The 21,218-nt window shown below is 61.9% G+C and carries 17 protein-coding genes and 2 pseudogenes; 10 read left to right on the top strand and 9 right to left on the bottom strand.

The genetic code is table 11. From position 1 onward, the window contains the following. Positions 1-72: 72 nt before the first annotated feature. From BKX96_RS28755 to BKX96_RS28740, 4 genes are all read left to right on the top strand, one after another. Positions 73-531: a MarR family winged helix-turn-helix transcriptional regulator gene (locus BKX96_RS28755; protein ID WP_077186107.1), complete on the top strand. Its 459-nt coding sequence runs from the start codon at positions 73-75 to the stop codon at positions 529-531. A 109-nt stretch (positions 532-640) separates the two neighbouring features. Continuing rightward, positions 641-1,147: a sigma-70 family RNA polymerase sigma factor gene (locus BKX96_RS28750; RefSeq protein ID WP_077186106.1), complete on the top strand. Its 507-nt coding sequence runs from the start codon at positions 641-643 to the stop codon at positions 1,145-1,147. After that, positions 1,144-2,124 (top strand): FecR domain-containing protein, encoded by a 981-nt coding sequence (locus BKX96_RS28745; RefSeq protein WP_077186105.1) that lies wholly within the window; start codon positions 1,144-1,146, stop codon positions 2,122-2,124. Before BKX96_RS28750 ends, BKX96_RS28745 begins: the two co-directional genes overlap by 4 nt. Positions 2,125-2,211: 87 nt before the next feature. Continuing rightward, positions 2,212-4,653: a TonB-dependent siderophore receptor gene (locus tag BKX96_RS28740; RefSeq protein ID WP_077186104.1), complete on the top strand. Its 2,442-nt coding sequence runs from the start codon at positions 2,212-2,214 to the stop codon at positions 4,651-4,653. Positions 4,654-4,777: 124 nt separating this feature from the next. Here BKX96_RS28740 and BKX96_RS28735 read toward each other — a convergent pair whose 3' ends face one another. Further along, positions 4,778-5,878, bottom strand: a complete 1,101-nt coding sequence (locus tag BKX96_RS28735) for a polyamine ABC transporter substrate-binding protein (protein ID WP_077186103.1) — start codon at positions 5,876-5,878, stop codon at positions 4,778-4,780. 472 nt (positions 5,879-6,350) lie between these two features. Between BKX96_RS28735 and BKX96_RS28730 the strand changes: the two genes are divergently transcribed. From BKX96_RS28730 to BKX96_RS28720, 3 genes are all read left to right on the top strand, one after another. Continuing rightward, positions 6,351-7,727: a pyridoxal-phosphate dependent enzyme gene (locus BKX96_RS28730; RefSeq protein ID WP_046818762.1), complete on the top strand. Its 1,377-nt coding sequence runs from the start codon at positions 6,351-6,353 to the stop codon at positions 7,725-7,727. Then, positions 7,724-8,902 carry a trans-sulfuration enzyme family protein gene (locus BKX96_RS28725; RefSeq protein ID WP_046818761.1) on the top strand — a complete coding sequence of 393 codons (1,179 nt, stop codon included), beginning with the start codon at positions 7,724-7,726 and terminating at the stop codon, positions 8,900-8,902. Before BKX96_RS28730 ends, BKX96_RS28725 begins: the two co-directional genes overlap by 4 nt. 92 nt (positions 8,903-8,994) lie before the next feature. Beyond that, on the top strand, positions 8,995-9,489 hold the full coding sequence (locus tag BKX96_RS28720) for a PaaI family thioesterase (RefSeq protein ID WP_046818760.1): 495 nt from the start codon (positions 8,995-8,997) through the stop codon (positions 9,487-9,489). 30 nt (positions 9,490-9,519) lie between these two features. Here BKX96_RS28720 and BKX96_RS28715 read toward each other — a convergent pair whose 3' ends face one another. Further along, positions 9,520-10,929, bottom strand: coding sequence for a DUF2252 domain-containing protein (locus tag BKX96_RS28715; protein WP_046818759.1), 1,410 nt, complete (start codon positions 10,927-10,929; stop codon positions 9,520-9,522). Positions 10,930-11,096: 167 nt separating this feature from the next. Between BKX96_RS28715 and BKX96_RS28710 the strand changes: the two genes are divergently transcribed. Then, positions 11,097-11,546: a YajG family lipoprotein gene (locus BKX96_RS28710; protein WP_046818758.1), complete on the top strand. Its 450-nt coding sequence runs from the start codon at positions 11,097-11,099 to the stop codon at positions 11,544-11,546. Positions 11,547-11,561: 15 nt separating this feature from the next. On the opposite strand, the gene BKX96_RS32670 is transcribed toward BKX96_RS28710, so the two are convergent. Together BKX96_RS32670 and mqo are read right to left on the bottom strand one after the other, a co-directional pair. Beyond that, positions 11,562-11,816, bottom strand: a complete 255-nt coding sequence (locus BKX96_RS32670; protein ID WP_143512486.1) for a hypothetical protein — start codon at positions 11,814-11,816, stop codon at positions 11,562-11,564. Positions 11,817-11,858: 42 nt separating this feature from the next. Then, positions 11,859-13,502, bottom strand: a complete 1,644-nt coding sequence (gene mqo / locus BKX96_RS28705) for a malate dehydrogenase (quinone) (RefSeq protein ID WP_077186102.1) — start codon at positions 13,500-13,502, stop codon at positions 11,859-11,861. 362 nt (positions 13,503-13,864) lie between these two features. Here mqo and ilvD point away from each other — a divergent pair, with 362 nt between their 5' ends. Further along, positions 13,865-15,547: a dihydroxy-acid dehydratase gene (gene ilvD, locus BKX96_RS28700; RefSeq protein WP_077186101.1), complete on the top strand. Its 1,683-nt coding sequence runs from the start codon at positions 13,865-13,867 to the stop codon at positions 15,545-15,547. Positions 15,548-15,670: 123 nt separating this feature from the next. Here ilvD and BKX96_RS33650 read toward each other — a convergent pair whose 3' ends face one another. Together BKX96_RS33650 and BKX96_RS33645 are read right to left on the bottom strand one after the other, a co-directional pair. Then, entirely contained in the window at positions 15,671-16,396 is a 726-nt protein-coding gene (locus tag BKX96_RS33650; RefSeq protein WP_410454552.1) for a methyl-accepting chemotaxis protein, read from the bottom strand. 132 nt (positions 16,397-16,528) lie between these two features. Further along, a pseudogene (locus BKX96_RS33645) lies at positions 16,529-17,413 on the bottom strand (MCP four helix bundle domain-containing protein); the annotation flags it as partial. A gap of 107 nt (positions 17,414-17,520) precedes the next feature. Between BKX96_RS33645 and BKX96_RS28690 the strand changes: the two are divergent. Then, a pseudogene (locus BKX96_RS28690) lies at positions 17,521-17,691 on the top strand (nuclear transport factor 2 family protein); the annotation flags it as partial. Positions 17,692-17,781: 90 nt separating this feature from the next. On the opposite strand, the gene BKX96_RS28685 reads toward BKX96_RS28690, so the two are convergent. From BKX96_RS28685 to nirB, 3 genes are read right to left on the bottom strand one after another with little or no spacing between them, the layout of a single operon-like run. Beyond that, a complete protein-coding gene (locus tag BKX96_RS28685; protein ID WP_046818746.1) occupies positions 17,782-18,222 on the bottom strand; it encodes a CBS domain-containing protein in 441 nt (146 codons plus the stop codon). A gap of 31 nt (positions 18,223-18,253) precedes the next feature. Further along, a complete protein-coding gene (gene nirD, locus BKX96_RS28680; RefSeq protein ID WP_046818745.1) occupies positions 18,254-18,628 on the bottom strand; it encodes a nitrite reductase small subunit NirD in 375 nt (124 codons plus the stop codon). Then, complete coding sequence (nirB, locus tag BKX96_RS28675) at positions 18,628-21,189, bottom strand: nitrite reductase large subunit NirB (protein ID WP_077186100.1); 2,562 nt, start codon at positions 21,187-21,189, stop codon at positions 18,628-18,630. Before nirB ends, nirD begins: the two co-directional genes overlap by 1 nt. Positions 21,190-21,218: the final 29 nt, after the last annotated feature.

Genomic DNA, 21,218 nt, shown 5'->3' with positions numbered 1-21,218 from the left:
GTTAGAGCTATTCCGACACCATCGCATACGATGTACAGTTGCAGTCTTGCAGCCCGCCCAGAGAGAACCTCCATGAAATGCACCGCCAAGACGTCCGCCCTGGATCTCAAGCTCTCCGACTTCCTGTGTTTTGCGGTCTATTCCACTAACCTCGCTTTCGGCAAGGCCTACAAGCCGATGCTCGAACGGCTCGGCCTGACCTACACGCAGTACATCACCCTGGTTGTATTGTGGGAGCAGGACAACCAGACCGTCGGCAGCCTGGGGGAAAAGCTGTTCCTCGAATCCAACACCCTCACCCCGATCCTGAAAAAGCTCGAGGCGATGGGTTACCTGAAACGTCAGCGCGACCCGGAAGACGAACGCCAGGTGCGCATCAGCCTGACCGACGCCGGTCGCCAGCTGCGCACTGAACTGACCGAAGATGGCTTTCCGAAAACCGGCCTCGATCCCGAGGATTTCGTACAGATGCAGCAGGCGATCGTGGCGTTGCGTAACAATCTGATCCGCACCACCCATGCCGATAAATAATCGCTGAAGCGGTAAAACCGAGGTTGCCTGGAAAAGTCCCGATTGCGATGGCTCGTCGCTCAAAGATAGTATTGAGAACGATTCACACTAACATCTGGAAAAACCACCGGTGCAACCTTCTTCGACCAGTAAGCTGAGCTACTTTTTCAGCGACCATCACCGTTGGCTGCTGCAGCATATCCAGCGACGGCTGCGCAACCATGCGGATGCCGAGGACACTGCCGCCGATACGTTTTGCCAGATGCTGGCGGCCCGGGTCGATCCCGACAGCATCGAACAGCCCCGCGCCTACCTCTCGACCATTGCCCGCCGGCTTATGTTCGATCGGCATCGCCGGCGCAAGCTGGAATTGGCTTATCTCGAGCGTCTGTCGCTGCTGCCCGAAATGCTCGCGCCGTCCCCCGAAGAACAGCTACAGCTGATCGAAGCGCTGGTCGCCATCGACCAGGCGCTGGACGGCCTGCCGACGGTGGTCAAGGCCACCTTCCTCTACAGCCAGCTGGACGGCATGAGTTATGTGGCCATCGCCCACAAGCTGGGGCTGGCGGAGCGCACGGTCAGCCGCTATATGAAACAGGCGTTGCGCCAGTGCTACCTGAGCGAGATGGGCGTATGAAAAAAAAGCGTCTGGAGCCTGTCAGCGAGCAGGCCATCGACTGGATGGTGCGCCTGTGCGCCGCTCCCCCCACGCCCGCCTTGCAGGAACGTTTCGACGCCTGGCTGACCAAGGACCCTGCGCACGCCCAGGCCTGGGCCAGATTGCAGGAGCGCCTGGGCGGTTCCTTCAACACCCTGCGCGCCTTCGATCGACGCTTGCCGGGGCACACCGAGCATGCCCGCCAGGTGCTCTTGCAACCGCAGGCATCGCGGCGTGATGCGCTGCGGGTGATCGCAGGTCTTGGCCTGATCGGTGGCGGCTTGTGGCTGGGTGCGCGCAGCCCGCTGGGCGACAGCCTATTCGCCGACCTGTCCACCGGACGGGGGCAGCGCGAGGATTTCAACCTGGCCGACGGCAGCCGCCTGAGCCTCAACGCCGACAGCGCGGTGGACCTGCAATTCGACGGCCAGCAAAGGCTGGTCATCCTGCGCCACGGCGAACTGGTGATTCGGGTCGCGCCCGATCCGCACCGTCCGTTGCGCGTGCGCACCGCCCAGGGTGAAGTCCGGGCATTGGGTACACGTTTCCTCGTCGCCCAGGAGCAGGACGCCAGTCGTGTGGTGGTGCTGGAGCATTCAGTCCAGGCCAGTCTCTTCGATGGTACCCGGCGAGACTTGCAGGAGGGCGAGTCCGCCCTGCTCTACGCGCGGCGCATCGAACCGGTCGCTGGCGATCAGCGACATCGCGCCGACTGGCTCGGCGGGCGCCTCAATGTGCTGGACGAGCCCCTGGAAAACGTCGTGGCTGCGCTGCGCCCCTACACTCGCGGTTTTGTTCGCCTGGCCCCTGAAGTTCGCGACTTGCGGGTCCAGGGCGTGTTCCCGCTCAACGACCCCGCGCGCACTTTCGCCGCACTGGCGGAAACCCTGCCGATCCGGGTCGATCACTACAGTCCGTGGCTGACGTTGATTCGCGCAAAACCGGTCAAAGAATAATTTTTTTTGCAAATCACTCTTATTCGTGTCCGGTTTTCATTTCTCATCCCACCTATCTCCTGACACTTACACCATCAGGAGAATGCTGTGTTCAACCCGTGGTCCCACTCGCTTTCCGTCGCCGTTGCCCTGGCCACCCTGGCAGGCCCTGGCCTGGCACAGGCGCAAACCCTGCCCTTCAATCTGCCCGCCGGCCCGCTCGCCAGCTCCCTCAATGCCATTGCCAGCCAGAGCGGACAGATCATCTCGCTGGAGCCTGCGCTCGTGCAGGGCAAGCAAGCTCCCGCGGTGAAGGGCCAGATGTCCGCTGAAGAAGCAATGCAGCGGGCGTTGGCGGGCAGCGACCTGCAACTGCGGGTGACCGCCCAAGGCAACTTCAGCGTGGAGCCCGCCGCCACGGACAGCGCTACGCTGCAATTGGGTGCGACAAACATCATCGAAAACAGCGCCGACGCCACCACCGAAGGCTCGGGCTCCTACGCCGCGCGTGCCGTGACCATCGGCAAGGGCACCCACACCCTCAAGGAAATCCCGCAGTCGGTCACCGTCATGACCCGCAAACAGATGGACGACCAGGACCTCACCGACCTCAAGGACGCCGCCAACAAGACCACTGGCCTGGTCGGCGTCCAGGGCGTGGGCAAGGGCATGATCCTGACCTCTCGCGGTTTCCAGATCGATGACTGGCAATACGACGGCGTACCAATCCCGCGCAATACCTACGCGTTGGGTAATTGGGCCACCCAGGACCTGATCTTCTTCGATCGCATGGAAGTGCTGCGCGGCGCCTCCGGCCTGCTGCAGGGCACCGGCAGCCCTGGCGGCGCGATCAACCTGGTGCGCAAGCGCGGCCAGTACGCCCCGACCGTAACCGTCACCGCCAAGGCTGGCTCCTGGGATCACTACGGACTGCAGCTGGACGCCGGCGGGCCGTTGAACCAGACCGGCACCGTACGCGGGCGTTTCGTCGCCGATGAAGACCAGAGCGATTCGTTCGTCGACTACGAATGGAGCAAGACCCACTCGCTGTACGGTTCGCTGGACTTCGACCTGCGCGAGGACACCACCCTGGGCCTGGCAGTCAGCTACTCCGATGCCGAGTCGCGCCCGATGATCCGCGGCCTGCCGCGATATTCCGACGGTAGCCCCCTCGATGTGTCGCGTTCCACCTATACCGGCGCGCGCTGGAACCATTCGGACATCGATGTCACCACCGTCTACACCGATCTTGAGCACCACTTCAACGACGACTGGGCCTTCAAGGTCGGCGCCGTGCGCATGACGGAAAGCAACAAGGCGAAAAACCAGCGGCTGCAAAGCAGCGGCGATGGCCTGGAAGCCGACGGCAGCGGCGTGCAATACGCCGATTTCGTGACCGATTTCGACGCCACCAAGCTCGGCCTGGACATGAACCTCATCGGCCACTTCGACGCGTTGTCCATGCAGCACGAAGTCATGATCGGCGGTAACTACTCCAAGTACACATCGGACGACAAGTTCGCCCGAACCTTCAACGACAGCACCGACACCATCTTCGGCATCGACCACGACCGCCCGGAAATCAGCTACGACGGGATACTCAATACCCCCGGCGGCCGGGCAACGCCGAGCAAATACGACATTCGGCAAAAAGGCCTGTACGGCAGCTGGCGGGTCAAGCCGATCGACCCATTGACCCTGGTGCTCGGCTCGCGGGTCAGCTGGTACGACTACAGCTACAAGTCGTGGAGCCAGCTCGCCTTCAGCGACGTGGTGACCGCCGCCCCGGAAAGCACCGCCAACGAAACCGGAGAGGTCACGCCCTACGCCGGCATCATCTATGACCTGAACCGCGAATGGGCGGTGTATGCCAGCTACACCGACGTGTTCGAACCCCAGGCCCTGCGCGACGCCAGCGGCAAGATGCTCAAGCCGGTGATCGGCAGTAACTACGAAGTCGGCCTCAAGGGCGAGCTGCTGGATGGGCGGGTCAACACCTCCCTGGCGCTATTCCGTTACGACCTGGAGAACCGTGCACTCAACGACCTGGCGTCGGGCTTCGCCTGCGATGGTTGGTACTGCTCGATTGCCGCGGGCAAAGTGCGCAGCCAGGGGCTCGACGCGGAAATCAGCGGTGAAGTGCTCACCGGCCTGCAGCTGTTTGCCGGCTACACCTACAACACCACCAAGTACCTCGATGACCCGGCCAACGAAGGCAAGGTCTTCAGCACCTGGACCCCCAAGCACATGCTGCGGGTGTGGAGCGATTACCAGTTCAGCGGCGACTGGAACCGAGTCAGCACCGGCCTGGGCTTCACCACCCAAAGCCATACCCTGGGCTATGAACACACCTTCGACGTACCGGGTTACACCGTCTGGAGCGCCCGCGCCGGCTACCAGCTTACAAAGGAGATCGGCCTGGCTCTGAACGCCAACAACCTGTTCGACAAGCACTACTACACGGCGGGATACAACCAGCTCGACGGCAACAACAATTTCGGCGAGCCGCGCAACCTGATGTTCAGTGTGAAATACACACCGGAGTTCTGACACCGGGTTCACGCCATCCCCTATAGGAGCGAGCTTGCTCGCGAAGGCGGTATACCCGTCGACATCATCGTTGCCTGACCCTCCGCTTTCGCGAGCAAGCTCGCTCCTACAGGTGTAGCGCGGTTTACTTGTCCGACTTGATGGAGGTCCACACCCGGGTCCGCACTCGCTCCAGCTTTTGCGGCAACGGTTGCACGACGTACAGGGTCTTCAGGGCCTCAGGCGTCGGCGTCAGGTTCGGGTTGCCGGTGATTTCCTTGTTGATCAGCGGCAGCGAGTCCGTGTTGGCATTCGGGTAACCGAGGAAATCGCTGATGGGTGCGATGACTTTCGGGTCGAGCAAGGTGTTGAGAAACTCGTGGGCCTCCGCGACGTTCTTCGCGCTTTTCGGAATGGCAAAGGTGTCGAACCAGATCGGCGCGCCCTCCTTGGGCAAGCGCCAATCGACCACCACCCCGTTGCCGGCTTCCTTCGCACGATTGCCGAACTGGTAGAAGCTGCCGGAGTAGCCGATGGCCACGCAAATATCACCGTTGGCGATATCGGTCATGTACTTGGCCGAATTGAAATAGGTGACATAGGGGCGAATCTTCAGCATCAGCGCCTTGGCTTTTTCGTAGTCATCGGGGTTCTGGCTGTTCGGGTCCAGCCCCAGATAATGCAGGGCCAGCGGCAGAATCTCCGAAGGCGAGTCGAGCATGGCGACACCACAGGCCTTGAGCTTCTCCATGTTCTCGGGCTTGAACACCAGGTCCCAGCTGTCCACCGGCGCATTCTCGCCCAGCGCGGCCTTGACCTTGGCCGGGTTGAAGCCGATCAACACGGTGCCGTACATGTAAGGCACGCCGTACTGGTTGCCGGGGTCGTTCTTGTCCAGCAACTTGAGCAGCGCCGGGTCCTGGTGCTGCCAGTTGGGCAACTTGGACTTGTCCAGTTTCTGGAACACGCCGGCCTTGATCTGGGTCTCGATGAACTGGTTCGACGGCACCACCAGGTCATAGCCGGAATTGCCGGTCAGCAGCTTGGCTTCCAGGGACTCATTGGTGTCGAAGGTGTCCCAGGTGACCTTGATGCCGGTTTTCTCGGCGAAGTCCTTGGGCACGGACGGCAGGATGTAGTCCGCCCAGTTGTACACCCGCAATTCGCGCTGTTCGGCGTGTACGGCGCTGGCAAGCAGCGTCAGCCCGCAAACGGTGGCACCCAATAGGCGTTTGATTGTGTCCATGGATCAATTCCCCAAGTCAGCTCGATGGTTTTTATGTGCTGTACACGGCAGTGCCCGGCAAAACAGCCAAAGGCAATGAAGATCAGGTGACTGTTTATCGATGGGGAAGCTGAAGTGCATCAGCCTCCGGTTTCGATTCTTGCCGACCGCCCGACCGGTTCATAGCGCGGGGTTGGCCAAAAGGAGATCGTAATGGCCATTATCGGTGTCCGCCTGGCCGATTGTGCGGCCGCGCCGGCCTGTTCTACACCAGCACGCTGGTGCCCTTCCCGTTTGCCCAGGCCATCCCCCTACGGTTTCGCCAGCGGCGCGCCCTTCCAGAAAAAACCCGATGTCGGGGGTACTTTCGCCCGGACGGTTGCGAGTGTGGCGATCCCGGCCTATGGTCCAGACACAACAATTTCATGACTGGCGCGATCAATCGCCGCCGTCTTTTTGTCCATCCATGGTGCTAGCGCAACGAGGTGACGACATGCCCAACGACTCCCGCCCTGCCGTACTCGAACTGATCGGTAACACGCCACTGGTACGCATCAGCCGTTTCGATACAGGACCCTGCACGCTGTTTCTCAAGCTCGAATCACAAAACCCCGGTGGTTCGATCAAGGACCGCATCGGCCTGGCAATGATCGACGCCGCCGAGCGCGATGGCCGCCTGCAACCCGGCGGCACCATCGTCGAAGCCACGGCCGGCAACACTGGCCTGGGACTGGCGCTGGTGGGCCGCGCCAAGGGCTATCGGGTGGTGCTGGTGGTGCCGGACAAGATGTCCACCGAGAAGGTCTTGCACCTCAAGGCCATGGGCGCCGAGGTGCACATCACCCGCTCCGATGTCGGCAAAGGCCATCCTGAGTATTACCAGGACGTCGCCGCGCGGCTGGCGGCAGAAATTCCCGACGCCTTCTTCGCCGACCAGTTCAACAACCCGGCCAACCCGTTGGCCCACGAATGCAGCACCGCGCCGGAGATCTGGGCGCAGACCCAGCATGATGTGGACGCGATCGTCGTCGGTGTCGGTTCGGCGGGCACACTCACCGGCCTGACCCGCTTCTTCAAACGCGTGCAGCCGGATCTGGAAATGGTCCTGGCCGACCCGGTCGGTTCGGTGATGGCCCAATACAGCCGCAACGGCACCCTCCCTACCCCCGGCTCCTGGGCGGTGGAAGGCATCGGCGAAGACTTCATTCCGTCGATTTGCGACCTGTCCAGCGTGCGCCACGCCTATTCGATCAGCGACGAGGAAAGTTTCGACCATGCCCGCCAGTTGTTGCGCGCCGAAGGCATTCTCGGCGGGTCCTCGACCGGTACCTTGCTGGCCGCCGCCCTGCGTTATTGCCGCGAACAGACCGAGCCGAAACGGGTGGTCAGCTTCGTCTGCGACACCGGTACGCGTTACCTGTCGAAGGTCTACAACGACCAGTGGATGAACGATCAAGGCCTGTTGCAACGCAAGCACTACGGTGACCTGCGCGACCTGGTCGCGCGGCGCTTCGAGGACGGCCGGGTGATCAGCGTCGGCCCCGACGACACCCTGCTCACCGCGTTCCAGCGCATGCGCCTGGCGGATGTGTCGCAACTGCCGGTGCTGGTGAACGGCAAGCAACTGGTCGGCGTGATCGACGAGTCGGACATCCTGCTGGGCGTGCATGAAGACGCTACGCACTTTCGCAAGACGGTATCCAGCGCCATGACCGATAAACTGCAAACCCTGTCCCCCGGAGCCTCCCTGGCAGATCTGGAGGCAGAACTGGGCCGTGGTCTGGTGGCGATCATTCAGGATGCCTCGGGGTTCCACGGGCTGATTACCCGAACCGACATGCTCAATCACCTGCGGAGATCCCTGCCATGAGTCAGCACGATGAAAATGCCCCGCCACAGGGCTTTGCCACCCGCGTGATCCATGCCGGGCAAACGCCGGACCCTTCGACCGGCGCGCTGATGCCGCCGATCTACGCCAACTCCACCTACCTGCAACAGAGCCCCGGAGTACACAAAGGCCTCGACTACGGGCGTTCGCACAACCCGACGCGCTGGGCGCTGGAACGTTGCGTGGCTGACCTCGAAGGCGGCACCCGGGGCTTTGCATTCGCCTCGGGCCTGGCAACCATTTCCACGGTGCTGGAACTGCTCGACGCCGGGTCGCACATCGTCTCGGGCAATGATCTCTACGGCGGCACCTTCCGCCTCTTCGACAAGGTCCGCCAGCGCAGCGCCGGGCACCGCTTCAGCTTCGTCGACCTGACCGACCTCGACGCCTTCGAAGCGTCCCTGCAGGACGACACGCGCATGGTCATGGTCGAGACGCCGAGCAACCCTCTTCTGCGCCTCACCGACCTGGCCGCCATTGCCCGCACCTGCCGCGACCGGGGCATCATCTGCGTGGCCGACAACACCTTTGCCAGCCCGTGGATACAACGCCCGCTGGAACTGGGTTTCGACATCGTGCTGCACTCCACCACCAAGTACCTCAACGGTCACTCCGACGTGATCGGCGGCATCGCCGTGGTCGGGCAGAACGCCGAATTGGCCGAACGCCTGGGTTTCCTGCAGAACGCGGTGGGCGCCATCGCCGGGCCGTTCGACGCCTTCCTGACCCTGCGCGGGGTCAAGACCCTGGCGCTGCGCATGGAACGCCACTGCAGCAATGCGCTGGAACTGGCGCAATGGCTGGAACGTCAGCCGCAGGTCGCCCACGTCTACTACCCGGGCCTGCCCTCGCACCCGCAGCACGAACTGGCGCGCCAGCAGATGCGCGGCTTCGGCGGCATGATCTCCGTCGACCTGGACACCGATTTGGCCGGGGCCCGACGCTTCCTGGAAAACGTGCGGATCTTCGCCCTGGCCGAAAGCCTGGGCGGGGTTGAAAGCCTGATCGAACACCCGGCGATCATGACCCACGCCACCATCCCCGTGGACACCCGCGCGCAATTGGGCATCGGCGATGCGCTGGTGCGGCTGTCGGTGGGGGTGGAGGATGTGGAAGACCTGCGTGCGGACCTGGCGCAGGCCCTCGCACGGATCTAAGGGTACCGAGCCCCTGTAGGAGCTGGCGAAGGCTGCTCCTACAGGTCACAGCGGTTATGATTGAGAATTGACGCTCAACCGGATCCCACGACATGTCCCAACTCGACACCTCCCTGCAAGACTGCGCCGCACCCGACGGCGTGTGCTACGGCTGCGGCAGCAGCAATCCCCACGGGCTGCACATCAAGAGCTATTGGCATGAGGACGGCGTGCATGTCATGGCCGAGCATGTACCAGAGGCCAAATATTGCGGCTGGCCGGACCTGGTCTACGGTGGACTGATCGCCATGTTGGTCGATTGCCATTCCAACTGGGCGGTCATGGCCTATCACTACCGCGCGGAAAACCGCGAGGTCGCCAGCCTGCCACGCATCAATTGCGTCACCGGCAACCTCGGCATCAAGTTCATCAAGCCGACCCCCATGGGTATCCCGCTCACCCTGCGGGCGCGGGTCGAAGGGGAAGTCGGACGCAAGACGCGGGTCATCTGCGAAGTCTTTGCCGGGGACGTGTTGACCGCGGTGGGCGACTCCATTTTCGTCCGGGTCGATGCCGCGCAACTGGCAGACAACGCGCACGGGCGCTAGGTACCAGGTGCCAGCCACGCCGGTCGCGGGTCAATCTTCCTCCATGTACGCGGTGATACGCCCGGATCGGTACGCGGCCAATAGCGCGGCATAGTCCTTGGCGTTCTGATCGGCATAGGCCACGGCAAATTTGCCGATGGCCTGGTCGAAGCTGTCCGATTTGCCCAGGTAACCGCTGATGAGGGCAGCATCCCCGGAGTTGGCGTGGGCACGGGCAAGCGTCTCGCCGCACCAGCGGCAGTAGCGCTTCAAGCTCGCTGCCGTGATGCCTTCAATAGGTGCCGACATCTTCATGTCGCGCAGTTGCCGAACGAAGAAGTCACGACCGTTCTGGCCACGGGTCCAGCCAAGGAAGATGTCACTGGAGGACTGCATCAGTCGCTGCCCGGTGACAACGCGCTGCCCCTGGTTCTCGTATTCGCTCTTGCCGGCGTAAGGCGCCAACACGGAGGGGCAGGCTTCCTTGAATTGCAGGAGCAACGGATTATTTTCTGCGCTAAAGAACAGGCCGACGAAACAATAGGTTCCCACGCTGCCGATCCCGACAGCCTTGACGGCAATGTCCTCGAGGCGATAACGATCAAACAGCACACGCCGTTCATGGGGCAGCGACTGGCGATAATCCTGCAGCGCCACGCGGGCTCGCTGCAGGAAGTCTGGTTCGTCTACATGAAACAGGATCGGCGGCTGATCGATCAGCCGACGACGACCTGCCACCTCGCTGCTGATTTTCGGATAGAGATAATCGCCGACCCTGGCCCGGGCTCTCTCCACCACTTGTTCGCGAAGCTTTTTGATCTCGGCCGTGGGCGCCCTGTCGATGATCGACTGTGCATCCAGGCGCTCATACCAGACCTCCAGCGGGCTCAACTTCGACAGCTTGCGCAAGCGCTCACGGTAGGCACGTACGCACTCCATCGCGATGCCCTTGGCCACTTTATCGCCGATCCGGTTGTCCCGGGCCGCCACGACAAAACTGATCGCCAGGCGTTTTACATCCCACTCCCAAGGCGCGGGGAGCGTTTCGTCGAAATCATTGATGTCGAAGATCAGGTTGCGCTCGGGGGTGGCAAACAAGCCGAAATTCAACAGGTGGCAATCGCCACAGGCTTGCACCTCGATACCCGAGGTTGGGGTCGTGGCCAGGTCATACGCCATCAAGCCTGCTGAACCACGCAAAAAAGTGAACGGGCTGCGCAACATGCGCCCGTAGCGCACGGGTACCAGCTCGGGCAGTCGATAGCGGTTGGACTTTTCCAGCAGCTGGATCGGGTCGCGATGCTTTCGTGGCGGTTTCCATTCGGCGTGCAGCGCATGGGGCACGCTCTGGCTTAGTCGTTCACCAGCACTCAGGCGCTCCTTGCGCGAACGAAAGACCGGCTCCTGCATGGCCGGGGTGGATTTACCGGCGTTGGCGGGCTTGCTCTTGCGGGGAGCCATGTTCACTCCTTGGCCAAGGCTCAACGGAGAGCCCGACGCCATTGAGTCTAGATCCGCTTTGCGACCTGTGCCCGCTTGCAGCGCCTAAAAATCGACAGCCTTCGGCGCTCGATAAATAGGCTATACCCACTAATCTCCCCCCTGTTGTTCTTCACAGGAGTTCTGCAATGAAGCCCAGACATTCACTGGTGGCGCTGATGGTCAGCGCCAGCCTGTTCGGCTGTGCCACTTCATCGAACCAAAGCGTGTCGGTCACCCTGGTTGCCACCCGGCAGAATACTGGCCAGATCGGCAATGTCGCGTTGTCCGCCTGGGACCAGCAAACCGGACTGAGTTTCTTCATCAGCGGCGTGCCAGGCGGTGCCGCCCTGCCCCTGCGACTCTACAGCTTCATCAACAAAGGCAGTTGCCAGAACCCCGGTCCCGTCGCCTACGCCATGAATGACAGGGTCAACACCGAGCGCCAACCGATTCGCGGCTGGACGTTCTCCAGAAGCGTGCCCGTGGCCTTGCCTGTGTTGCTGTCCGGTGAATATCACGTCGTCGTGCGAACGGCAGCGACGGATGGCAACGTCGATATTTTCTGTGGGGACATCAAGCAACAAGGCCCGGCGTAGCAGGCGCCGCCTAGCTCACACCGGCGAAATCGTAGCCAGCACACCGATCAGAATGGTCAACACCAGGAAACCACCGAGGAAAAACGCCATCTTGCCCATAAAGCCTCCAACATTTCGAAAGTGCGGTGCACCGCGGCTACGGCGGCGAAACTTGCCGACATTGTGGGGCTCGGGCTGAATGCATAACAGGGGCAGAAAGCGCTGAAAAATACGGATCAGATGAAACCGCAGGAGCGAATATGCCCCTGCACGGGATACAAAAAAGCCCACTGGCCATCCCTGGCGCAGTGGGCTTTTTGATCAGGCGCTCAGTTACAGCGCCATATCAGCCGCAGCATTCTCTTTCGGTGCCTTGGCCTTCTCAGCCTCGACAGCCGGAGCAACCACCTGGCCAATCGCCGGTGGCGGAGTCAGTTCCAGCACCTTGGCGGTGTAGGCCCATTCCTCGGCAACCTTATCCGGGCTGGCGTTGAGCTGGGTGCCGTAGCTCGGCACGATCTGGTGCAGTTTTTCCTGCCAGGCCGGGGTCGCGACCTTGTCCTTGAACACTTTCTGCAGCACGGTCAGCATGATCGGTGCGGCGGTCGAAGCGCCTGGGGACGCGCCCAGCAGGCCAGCGATGCTGCCATCCTGGGAAGCGACGATTTCAGTGCCCAGTTTCAGCACGCCACCGGCGGCTTCGTCACGCTTGATGATCTGCACGCGCTGGCCGGCTTGCCACAGGCGCCAGTCTTCGGCCTTGGCGTTCGGGAAGTATTCCTTCAGGGCGTTGAGGCGGTCTTCATCCGACAGCATCAGTTGCCCGGCGAGGTACTCCACCAGCGGGTATTCCTTGATGCCAACCTTGGTCATCGGCCACACGTTGTGCGTGGTGGTGGTGGTCAGCAGGTCCAGGTACGAGCCTTCTTTCAGGAACTTGGTGCTGAAGGTCGCGAATGGACCAAACAGGATCACGCGCTTGCCGTCCAGCACGCGGGTGTCCAGGTGCGGAACCGACATCGGCGGTGCGCCAACGGAGGCTTTGCCGTAGGCCTTGGCCAAGTGTTGCTCGGCGATGGTCGGGTTCTCGGTCACCAGGAACGAGCCGCCTACCGGGAAGCCTGCGTATTCCCGGGCTTCAGGAATGTCCGACTTCTGCAGCAGGTGCAGGGCACCGCCGCCGGCGCCGATGAACACGAACTTGGCGTCGGTTTCGGACTTGCTGCCGTCTTTCAGATTCTTGTAGCTGACGCGCCAGCTGCCGTCTGCGTTCTTGGTGATGTCCTGCACTTCGCTGGACAACTTCAAGTCGAATTTCGGCGTGGTTTGCAGGTGCGCAACGAACTGGCGCGTGATTTCGCCGAAGTTCACGTCGGTGCCGATCGGGCTCCAGGTGGCCGCGACTTTCTGGTTCGGGTCACGCCCTTCCATCATCAGCGGGACCCACTTCTTGATCACGGCCGGGTCTTCGGAGTACTGCATGCCGGCGAACAGCGGGCTCGCCTGCAGGGCTTCGTAGCGCTTTTTCAGGAACTTGATGTTGTCATCGCCCCACACGAAGCTCATGTGCGGCGTGGAGTTGATGAACGAACGCGGGTTCTTCAGCACGCCCTGCTGGACCTGCCAGGCCCAGAACTGGCGGGAGATCTGGAACGCTTCGTTGATTTCAACGGCTTTCGGAATCGACACGTTGCCCTTGTCGTCTTCCGGGGTGTAGTTCAGCTCGGCCAGGGCAGAGTGACCGGTACCGGCGTTGTTCCAGCCGTTGGAGCTTTCCAGGGCGACGCCGTCCAGACGTTCGATCATTTCCATCGAAGTGCCGGGTTCCAGCTCATTGAGCCAGACACCCAGGGTCGCACTCATGATGCCGCCGCCAATCAGCAGCACGTCGACTTTTTTGGCTTCTTCGGCCTGGGCTGTCGTCATCCCCAACGACAAGGCCAGCCCCAGCAGGGCCGTGTTCACTTTCTTAAACATCTGTAGCACCTATGATAAAACGCCATCCGCCCCTCCATCTGCAATCGCGAGCCGCTTGTTTCACGGCATTCAGGCAAGTCTGCCGCGGGTTCTCGCACATGATTCCGGAGGGTGGGCACACAAGGCCGATTGCATGCATCGACCCCAGTTATATGTCCCTACTGAACTGACTTTTTATCTTTTTTGGCTTCAGTTACTTGAGCGACAGTGATTCTGCTCGCCCGTCTCAAGGACAGGAAAACTGAATAGATCAAACCAAGTTGTTGCGAAGAATATCACGACAAGGCCAGCCCGCGCGTGATGGTTGCTGTGCAGGGGTGTCTATACTCAGAGGTCACCAGTTGAGCACGCGGGGAACAGCCATGAGCGACAAAGACGATCTGCGCAAATATTCCTCCGAGGTGATCGATGGTGTGGAGGCCGCGCCCGCCCGCGCCATGCTGCGTGCCGTGGGCTTTACCGACGAAGACTTCAAGAAACCGCAAATCGGCATTGCTTCCACCTGGGCCATGGTCACGCCCTGCAACATGCACATCGACAAACTCGCGATCGAAGCTGAAAAGGGGGCGAATGCCGCCGGCGCCAAAGGCGTGATTTTCAACACCATCACCATTTCCGACGGCATCGCCAACGGCACCGAAGGCATGAAGTATTCACTGGTTTCCCGTGAGGTCATCGCCGATTCCATTGAAGTGGTGGTCGGGTGCGAAGGCTTTGACGGTCTGGTGACCGTGGGCGGTTGCGACAAGAACATGCCCGGCTGCCTGATCGGCATGGCGCGGCTCAATCGGCCGTCCATTTTCGTCTACGGCGGCACCATTCGCCCGGGCGCCGGCCACACCGACATCATTTCCGTGTTCGAGGCCGTCGGTCAGCATGCGCGCGGTGATATCAGCGAAATCCAGGTCAAGCAGATCGAGGAAGTGGCGATCCCCGGCCCCGGTTCCTGCGGCGGCATGTACACCGCCAACACCATGGCCTCGGCCATCGAGGCGCTGGGCATGAGCCTGCCCGGTTCCAGTTCCCAGGACGCCGTGGGCAGCGACAAGGCCTCGGACAGCTTCCGCGCCGGCCAGCAGGTCATGGAACTGCTCAAGCTCGACCTCAAGCCCCGTGACATCATGACCCGCAAGGCCTTCGAAAACGCGATCCGCGTGGTGATCGCCCTCGCCGGCTCGACCAACGCCGTGCTGCACCTGTTGGCCATGGCCAATGCCGTGGATGTCGAGTTGACCCTGGACGACTTCGTCGAGCTGGGCAAGATTTCCCCGGTGGTCGCCGACCTGCGCCCCAGTGGCAAATACATGATGAGCGAGCTGGTGGCCATAGGCGGCATCCAGCCGTTGATGAAACGCATGCTGGCGGCCGGCATGCTGCACGGTGACGTGCTGACCGTGACCGGCAAGACCCTCGCCGAAAATCTCGAAAACGTGCCCGACTACCCCGCCGGCCAGGACGTGATCCTGCCCTTCGATCAGCCGATCAAGAAGGACTCGCACCTGGTGATCCTGCGCGGCAACCTCTCGCCCACCGGTGCCGTGGCCAAGATCACCGGCAAGGAAGGCCTGCGCTTCGAAGGCACGGCCAGGGTGTACCACGGCGAGGAAGGCGCGCTGGCCGGCATCCTCAACGGCGAGGTGCAGGCCGGTGACGTGATCGTGATTCGCTACGAAGGGCCCAAGGGTGGGCCGGGCATGCGCGAAATGCTCTCGCCGACCTCGGCAGTAATGGGCAAAGGCCTGGGCAAGGAAGTGGCGCTGATCACCGACGGCCGCTTTTCCGGCGGCTCCCATGGTTTCGTGGTCGGGCATATCACGCCCGAGGCGTTTGAGGGCGGGCCTATCGCCCTGGTCGAAGATGGCGACCGGATCACCATCGATGCGCAAACCCGGCAGATTACCGTTGAGGTCTCCGACGCGGAGCTGGCCGAGCGCAAGAGCCGCTGGGTAAGGCCAGAGTCGAAGTACAAGCGCGGGGTGTTGGCCAAGTACGCGAAGACGGTGTCCAGTGCGTCGGAGGGGGCTGTGACCGATAAGTATCTTTAACCCAAAGGTTTATGTTGCCTGTACTGTCGCATTCGCGAGCAAGCCCGCTCCCACATTGGAATGCATTTCAAATGTGGGAGCGGGCTTGCTCGCGAAGGGGCCCTTGAAGACAGCGAGGATGTCTCAAAGCCGAAAACGATCCACCGACTGCGACAACTGCCCCGCCAGGCTCGACAACTCATCGGTGGTCGAAGCCGTCTGCCCGATCACCTTGCTGTTGCCTTCGGACATGCCGGCAATCATCTCCACCTGATGGGCGATTTCATTGCTGGCCAGGCTCTGCTCGCCGATAGTGCGGCTGATGTCGTTGACCAGTTGCGTGGTGTTGAGCGTGGCCTCGAGGATCTCCCGGATGGCGCGCTCGACGTCGGCGGTCACGGCCATGCCCTTGTCGACCTGGGCGACGCCCTCCTCCATGCTGATCACCGCCTCGCGGGTGCTCTGCTGGATGCGCGAGACCATGCCGGCGATTTCCTGGGTCGAGGCGCTGGTGCGGCCTGCCAGGCTGCGCACCTCGTCGGCCACCACGGCAAAACCACGCCCCTGCTCCCCGGCGCGGGCGGCCTCGATGGCAGCGTTGAGCGCCAGCAGGTTGGTCTGGTCGGCGATGCCCTTGATCACCTGGATGATGCTGAAGATCCCTTCGGATTCCTTGTCCAGCGTGCGAATCACCTGCGCCGACTGCTGCGCCGAACGGGCGATGCCGTCCATGTCGTTGACCACCTGATGGATCACCCGTCCGCCATCCTTGGCCAGCGCCTCGGCCTGGTTGGCCATGTCCAGCGCCCGCCCGGCATGGCGGGTGATTTCCTCGATGCTCGCGGTCATTTCGCTGGCGGCGGCGGCCATGGTGCTGGCGGCAGCGCTTTGCTGCTGGCTGCTGCCGGCCACTTCGTGACAGCCATTGCTCAGGCGCGTGCTCATGCCGCTGACGCCATGGGCATTGGTGCGCACCGCTTCGATCATGCCGCGCAAATCACGCTGCATGGTCGCCAGGCTGCGAATCAACAAGCTGGCTTCGTCGGTGCGGGTCGGCTCGACAATGGGCTCGCTCAAGTTGCCATGGGCGATGCTCTCGGCAATGCGGCTGGCCGTGCGCAACGGCCCCATGATGCTCAGGATCACCCAACGTCCCTGGGCCAGCAGCAACAACAGGCTGACGATGAGCACCGCGCCCAGGGCCAGGTTGGCATTACTGAGCGCCTGGCGGGTGCCTGCGCTGGTCTGTTGGGTGTTGCTTTCAATCAGCTCGCTGAGGCCGGCCATCTGGTCTTCCAGTTGGCTGAACACGCTGTTGAAAGTGCCGAGTTCTTTTTGCGCGGCCTCGGGATTTTCCAGGGCCATACCAGCAATGCGCTCGGCCGTACCGATGTAAGTGTCGAGGCTGGGCTTGATCTTGTTCAGCGCGGTCTTGAGGGTGTCGTTGACCGGCAGCTCGAGGTTGTCGCCAAGCACTTGCCGAAAGTGCGCCGCGTGCTCTTCGATAGACGTGCGCACCTCGGCCTTGCTGCTGGTGCTTTTACCCAGCCCGACCAACATCGCCGACAACACGTCGGCGCGCAACGCGTCGTGCATCATGTCGGCTTCCATGTGGTTGCGCAGCACGCTCATGCCAACCTCGTTGTCCTGCACCGCATCCGCCATCCGGGCAGTCCCCAGGTAGCCGACCAGGCCCATGATCAACGCGGTGAGCAACCCCGTCCCGATCAGCAACAGTAAACGCAGTTTTATGGACACGCTGTGGTTCCTCTTCTGGCACGTATGTCGTTGGCCGACGGCCACCGCGAATTGGGCATCTGAAGAGGTTATCGACGGGTCCTGGCGCGAATTGAAGGCTATCGCCACTGATTGTGGTTTTTTCGACATGCGGTAGGTAACGCGGCTTTTTCTGCAGAATTGCGCAGGGAAACCAGCAGCAGGCTGACGCATGCGCCAGCGACTGCTAGCGCCATATCCTTTTGTGAATCCCGAAGCAGAACCAGACCATCACCGTTTCCGGCGATGTCGCGCTGGTGCGCCACCACTTCTCGGCCCAGGCCCTCAAAGGCACCGAGGTGGTCCCGACGGAAATCGAGAATTTCCAGATCTGGCAGAAACACGACGGCAAATGGCTGCTGGTAGGACGACAGGCGTTCAAGTTCTGATGTTTGGCTGATCCAGAAAAAAGGGGGATGAATGAGCGTCTACCCGCCCATCCGTCCCCCATCGTGTTGCCCTGATAAAAACAGCGGGTTTCAATGCCCGCGAATGTAATGTTCAAACTGCCGAATCAGGTCGGCCTGCTCGACAATGGCCTCCTTGACCAGATCGCCAATCGACAGCAACCCGATCAGCTCGCCATTCTCCACCACCGGCAAATGCCGCAAATGGCTGTCAGTCATGACCGCCATGCAATGCTCGATGCTCTGTTGGCTGTCGGCCGTGATCACCGGGGAACTCATGATGGCCCTGACCGGCGTGCCGACGGATGAACGTCCCAGCAGAACCACCTTGCGCGCATAGTCGCGCTCGCTGATCACCCCGACGACCTTGCCCTTGTCGATCACCGGCAACGCGCCGACATTCTTTTCGGCCATTTTCTTCACGGCCTCCAGCACCATGGCGTCCGGCGCGATGCTGTGCACTTGCTGGTTTTCCACGACCTTGAGCTTGAGCAACTGTGCGGCTGTCTTCATGTCCGTCTCCTGCTGTGAATGGCGTGCAACGTCAGGCAACCCCGACTTCCACCACCCCGTCGTTCAACCGCACCGGCCAGACGCGCAAGCGCTGTTGCGGGTACTCCAGGCAACTGCCGTCCTCAAGACGGAAGTGCTGCTTGTAGATAGGCGACGCAACGACCAGGTCGCCCTTGATGCTGCCGACCAGGCCGCGGCCGATGACATTGGCCCCGGATTGCGGGTCATGGTTGTCGATGGCATAGAGGTTTTTACCCGCCATGCCCGGCAGGTAGAACAGCGCCACCTGGGCCCCGTCCAGCCACACCACCACACCTGAATCATTGACCAGGTCCTGCTGGCTGCATACCGATTGCCAGACGGCCGACGTTGCGCTTTCAACGCGTTGGGTATTGGACTGGGTCATCAGATGCTCTCCTCGGTGACAGGGATCAGGTTGAGTTCGGCCGCCATGATCGGCCGGCGCTGGCCTCGCTCCTGGACAAAGTGAATGTCCGGGTCCGGGCGTTTATCGTTGACGAAGGTGCGGAAGCGCTTGAGCTTTTCCGGGTCCTTGAGGGCGTTTGCCCACTCGCATTCGTAGCGATTGACCACCAGTTGCATCTGCGACTCGAGCTCGGCACCCAGGCCCAGGCTGTCGTGGATAATCACGTCCTTGAGGTAATCCAGGCCGCCTTCCAGGCTTTCGCGCCAGACCGAAGTACGCTGCAACTTGTCGGCGGTGCGGATGTAGAACATCAGGAAACGGTCGATGTAGCGGATCAGGGTCTCATCGTCGAGGTCTGTTGCGAACAACTCGGCATGGCGCGGGCGCATGCCGCCGTTGCCGGCGATGTAGAGGTTCCAACCCTTCTCGGTGGCGATCACACCGACGTCCTTGCTTTGTGCTTCGGCGCATTCGCGGGTGCAACCGGACACCGCGAACTTGAGCTTGTGCGGCGAGCGCAGGCCCTTGTAGCGGTCCTCGATGGTCAGGGCCATTTGCACGCTGTCCTGCACGCCATAACGGCACCAGGTGCTGCCGACGCAGGACTTCACCGTACGGGTCGACTTGCCATAGGCGTGGCCGGTTTCGAAGCCCGCTTCAATCAGCTCGCTCCAGATGTCCGGCAACTGATGCAACTGGGCGCCGAACAGGTCGATGCGCTGGCCGCCGGTGATTTTGGTGTAGAGGTCGTATTTCTTCGCCACCACGCCGATGGCGATCAGCTTGTCGGCAGTGATCTCGCCACCTGGGATGCGCGGTACCACTGAATAGGTGCCGTTTTTTTGCATGTTGGCCATGAAGGTGTCGTTGGTGTCCTGCAACGGCACCAGCGACGGATCCATGATCGGCTGGTTCCAGCACGACGCCAGGATCGAGCCCACCGCCGGCTTGCACACGTCGCAACCGGTATGACCACGACCATGTTTGGCCAGCAGTTCTTCGAAGCTGATCACCCCTTCCACCCGCACCAGGGCATACAGCTCCTGACGGGTGTAGGCGAAGTGTTCGCACAAGCTCTTGTCGACGCTGACGCCACGGGCAATCAGCTCATGCTCGAAGACTTGCTTGAGCAAGCCTGCGCATCCACCACAGCCGGTGCAGGCCTTGGTCTGCGATTTGAGCAGGCCAAGGTCGGTGCAGCCGCCGTCGATGGCCGAGCAGATGGCACCCTTGGTCACGTTGTGGCAGGAGCAGACCGTGGCGGTTTCCGGCAAGGCGCCAGGGCCGAGGGTCGGCGCGCCTTCGGACGACGGCAGGATCAGCGCAGCCGGCTCGGAGGGCAAGGCAATCGCGTTCTGCATGTATTGCAGCAGCGTGTCGTAGTAGCTGTTGTCGCCGATCAGCACGGCACCCAGTACGTGCTTGCCGCTGGCATCGACGACCAGGCGCCGGTAGCTGGCGCTGGTTTCGTCGATGAACTGATAGCTGCGCGCGCCCGGCGTATTGGCATGGGCATCGCCGATGGAGCCGACGTCGACACCCAGCAGCTTGAGCTTGGTCGACATGTCGGCGCCCTGGAACGGCTCGGCGGCGTCGTCACACAGGCGTGCCGCGACGCTGCGCGCCATCTGGTAGCCTGGCGCTACCAGGCCGAACAAGCTGCCGTTCCACGATGCGCATTCGCCGATGGCGTAGATGTGCGGGTCGCAGCTCAGGCAGGTGTCGTCGATCACAACGCCACCGCGCGGACCGATGTCCAGCGCGCATTGACGGGCCAGCGCGTCCTGGGCGCGGATACCGGCGGAGAACACCACCAGGTCGGTCTCGAGGAATTCGTCGTTGGCGAAATTCATCCGGTAGCGGTACTGCTCGCCAGCACTGATCGATTGCGTGGCGCGGGACAAGTGCACACCGACGCCCAACCGTTCGATCTGCGCCTTGAGCGCCAGCCCACCCAGGTCATCCAGCTGCACCGGCATCAGCCGTGGCGCGAATTCCACCACGTGCGCTTCGAGACCCAGGCTTTTCAGGGCGTTGGCAGCTTCCAGGCCAAGCAAGCCACCGCCAACCACCACACCGCGCCGGGCATTGGCCGCCGCGGCACGGATTGCATCGAGGTCTTCCAGGGTGCGATAGACCAGGCGCGAATCGCCTTCGGCGCCTTCGATCGGCGGCACAAACGGATAGGAGCCGGTGGCCAGGACCAGTTTGTCGTAGGCAACACAGCCTTGCGCGGTGATCACCTGGCGCCGGGCTCGGTCGATTTCCAGCACCGGCACCCCAAGGTGCAGGGTGACGCCAGGCGTCTGGTACAACGCCGCGTCGCTCAGTGCCAGCGACTCGGCATCGCGACCGGAGAAGTATTCGGACAGATGCACTCGGTCGTAGGCACGCATCGGCTCTTCACTGAAGACGTGCAAGCGATAGCGGTCGAGCGCGCCGCGCTCGATCAACTGCTCGACACAATGATGTCCGACCATGCCATTGCCGATCACGATCAGCGTTTGCAGCTTGTTCAAACTGGCTACATTGGAATTCATATACGACACCTGCCCAAAGCCCATCACGG

This window comes from Pseudomonas putida (assembly GCF_001976065.1).
Lineage (GTDB): Bacteria > Pseudomonadota > Gammaproteobacteria > Pseudomonadales > Pseudomonadaceae > Aquipseudomonas > Aquipseudomonas serbica.
Note: the sequence above shows the minus strand (reverse complement) of the source record. Positions and strands in the feature narration are given on the sequence as shown.

What these genes read in the sequence shown, in the direction of transcription:
- BKX96_RS28755 (WP_077186107.1), top strand. Translation starts at nt 73, where the DNA reads ATGAAATGCACCGCCAAGACGTCCGCCCTGGATCTCAAGCTCTCCGAC.
- BKX96_RS28745 (WP_077186105.1), top strand. Translation starts at nt 1,144, where the DNA reads ATGAAAAAAAAGCGTCTGGAGCCTGTCAGCGAGCAGGCCATCGACTGG.
- BKX96_RS28735 (WP_077186103.1), bottom strand. Translation starts at nt 5,878, where the DNA reads ATGGACACAATCAAACGCCTATTGGGTGCCACCGTTTGCGGGCTGACG.
- BKX96_RS28730 (WP_046818762.1), top strand. Translation starts at nt 6,351, where the DNA reads ATGCCCAACGACTCCCGCCCTGCCGTACTCGAACTGATCGGTAACACG.
- BKX96_RS28725 (WP_046818761.1), top strand. Translation starts at nt 7,724, where the DNA reads ATGAGTCAGCACGATGAAAATGCCCCGCCACAGGGCTTTGCCACCCGC.
- BKX96_RS28720 (WP_046818760.1), top strand. Translation starts at nt 8,995, where the DNA reads ATGTCCCAACTCGACACCTCCCTGCAAGACTGCGCCGCACCCGACGGC.
- BKX96_RS28715 (WP_046818759.1), bottom strand. Translation starts at nt 10,929, where the DNA reads ATGGCTCCCCGCAAGAGCAAGCCCGCCAACGCCGGTAAATCCACCCCG.
- BKX96_RS28710 (WP_046818758.1), top strand. Translation starts at nt 11,097, where the DNA reads ATGAAGCCCAGACATTCACTGGTGGCGCTGATGGTCAGCGCCAGCCTG.
- mqo (WP_077186102.1), bottom strand. Translation starts at nt 13,502, where the DNA reads ATGTTTAAGAAAGTGAACACGGCCCTGCTGGGGCTGGCCTTGTCGTTG.
- ilvD (WP_077186101.1), top strand. Translation starts at nt 13,865, where the DNA reads ATGAGCGACAAAGACGATCTGCGCAAATATTCCTCCGAGGTGATCGAT.
- BKX96_RS33650 (WP_410454552.1), bottom strand. Translation starts at nt 16,396, where the DNA reads ATGGCCGCCGCCGCCAGCGAAATGACCGCGAGCATCGAGGAAATCACC.
- BKX96_RS28685 (WP_046818746.1), bottom strand. Translation starts at nt 18,222, where the DNA reads ATGAAGACAGCCGCACAGTTGCTCAAGCTCAAGGTCGTGGAAAACCAG.
- nirD (WP_046818745.1), bottom strand. Translation starts at nt 18,628, where the DNA reads ATGACCCAGTCCAATACCCAACGCGTTGAAAGCGCAACGTCGGCCGTC.
- nirB (WP_077186100.1), bottom strand. Translation starts at nt 21,189, where the DNA reads ATGAATTCCAATGTAGCCAGTTTGAACAAGCTGCAAACGCTGATCGTG.